General features: G+C 66.5%; 1 protein-coding gene. It reads left to right on the top strand.

All coding sequences use genetic code 11. The features are described 5' to 3' along the window. A partial coding sequence (locus tag J6497_RS40410; protein WP_225709711.1) for a condensation domain-containing protein occupies positions 1–2,200 on the top strand: 2,200 nt, incomplete at both ends.

The following is a 2,200-nucleotide window of genomic DNA, read 5'->3' as shown; positions in this document are numbered from 1 at the left end:
GTCGCGGAGTTGAGCCGGTCCGGTCTGCAAGAGCTGCCGGCGATTGCCGAGGTGTCGCGCGATGCGCCACTTGTGCTGTCGTTTGCGCAGCAGCGGCTGTGGTTTTTGGCGCAGCTGGATCAGGGCAGCACGCACTATCACATCCCGCTGGCGGTGCGGCTGCGCGGCGTGCTCGACCGCAGCGCCTGGCAGCGCAGCCTGGACCGTGTGCTGGCGCGGCATGAGGCGCTGCGCAGTGTCTTTGTCGCCTCGGAAGGTGAACCTTCGGTTGAGATTCTGCCGAAGGATGCGGGGCTGCAAGTCGTGGAGCACGATCTGCGGGGCCGGAGAGATGCGGACGCTGCGCTCGCGGATCTGTGCCAGGACGAGGCGCGCGCGCCGTTCGATCTGGCGAATGGCCCGCTGATCCGCGGGCGTCTGATCCGCACCTCCGATGAGGAGCACGTCTTCCTGCTCACCCAGCATCATATTGTCTCGGACGGCTGGTCGCTGGGCGTGTTGGTGCGTGAACTCAGTCAGCTGTACCGGGCGTTCCTGGCCGGAGAAGACGATCCGCTGCCGCCGCTTGCAATCCAGTATCCGGACTATGCCGCCTGGCAACGGCAGTGGCTGTCGGGGGAACGGCTGCAGAGCCAGGCGCAGTATTGGCGCAACACGCTGGCTGGTGCGCCGGCCCGTCTTGCCTTGCCGACGGACCGGCCGCGGCCGGAACAGCAGTCGTTTGCCGGGGGCACGGTGCCTGTCGTCATCGATGCGGATCTGACGCGAGAGTTGAAGCGGCTGAGCCGGCGGCATGGCACGACGTTGTTCATGACGGTGCTGGCGGCCTGGGCTGCGGTGCTGTCGCGTCTGGCGGGGCAGGACGACCTTGTGATCGGCGTGCCGAGCGCCAATCGCGGCCGGCGCGAGATCGAAGGGTTGATCGGCTTCTTCGTCAACACCCTGGCGCTTCGGCTCGACCTGTCGGGCGCGCCGAGCGTGGCAGAGCTGTTGGAGCGGACGCGGCGCACGGCCTTGGGAGCGCAGGAGCATCAGGACCTGCCGTTTGAGCGGGTGGTGGAGATCGTGCAGCCGCCACGGTCGCTGGATCACACGCCGTTGTTCCAGGTGATGTTGGCTTGGCAGAACAACGCCGGTGGATCCCTCGATCTTCCCGGGCTGATGGTGGAGGCGGCGGCGGATGGGTACGATCAGGTCAAGTTCGATCTGGAGCTGAGCCTTCGCGAGCATGGCGAGGTGATCGCCGGAACGCTGGGCTATGCGACGGCGCTGTTCGACGAAGCGACCATTGAGCGCCAGCGTGGCTATTTGCTAGCGCTGCTGCGGGCGATGGTGGCCGATGCGCAGCAGCCGGTTGGGCGCATTGAGCTGCTGTCGTGCCATGAGCGCAGGTATCTCCTGGAGGAGCTGAACCGGACGGCGGCGGCGTATCCGTCGGAGGTGTGCATCCACGCGTTGTTCGAGGCGCAGGTGCGCCAGGCGCCGGACGCGGTGGCGGTGGTCGATGCGGACGAACGCCTCAGCTATGGCGAGCTCAATGCGCGGGCCAACCGCCTGGCGCATCACCTGATCGCGCGCGGGGTGACGCCGGATCAGCCGGTGGCGATCTGCCTTGCGCGCAGCGTGGCGATGGTGGTGGGGCTCTTGGCGATCCTGAAGGCGGGCGGCGCCTATCTGCCGCTGGATCCGGCCTACCCGTCTCAGCGGCTGCGCCAGGTTCTCAACGATGCGGCGCCACGACTGCTGCTGGCCGATGCTGCGGGGTGCGCCGCGCTGGGCGCCGAGGCGCTGGTGGACGTGACGGTGGTGGATCTGGAGACGGCGACGCCGGCGTGGGCAAACCTGCCGGCGTCGGATCCGGACCCGCGTGGGCTTGGCCTCAGCTCACGCCATCTCGCCTACGTGATCTACACCTCGGGATCAACAGGCACGCCAAAAGGGGCGCAGAATGAGCATCGGGCCATTATCAACCGCCTGATCTGGATGCAAAACGCCTACGCTCTCAAGGCAACGGATGTCGTGTTGCAGAAGACGCCATTTGGCTTCGATGTCTCGGCCTGGGAGTTCTTCTGGACCTTGCTTGAAGGCGCGACCCTGGTGCTGGCGCCTCCGGATGCGCACAAAGATCCCGATGCATTGGTGGACTTGATCATCAGCCACCGCATCACCACGGCACACTTCGTACCATCGATGCTGGTCA

This window comes from Bradyrhizobium cenepequi (assembly GCF_020329485.1).
GTDB classification, from domain to species: Bacteria; Pseudomonadota; Alphaproteobacteria; order Rhizobiales; family Xanthobacteraceae; genus Bradyrhizobium; species Bradyrhizobium cenepequi.
This window is presented reverse-complemented; position numbering and strand designations above follow the sequence as displayed.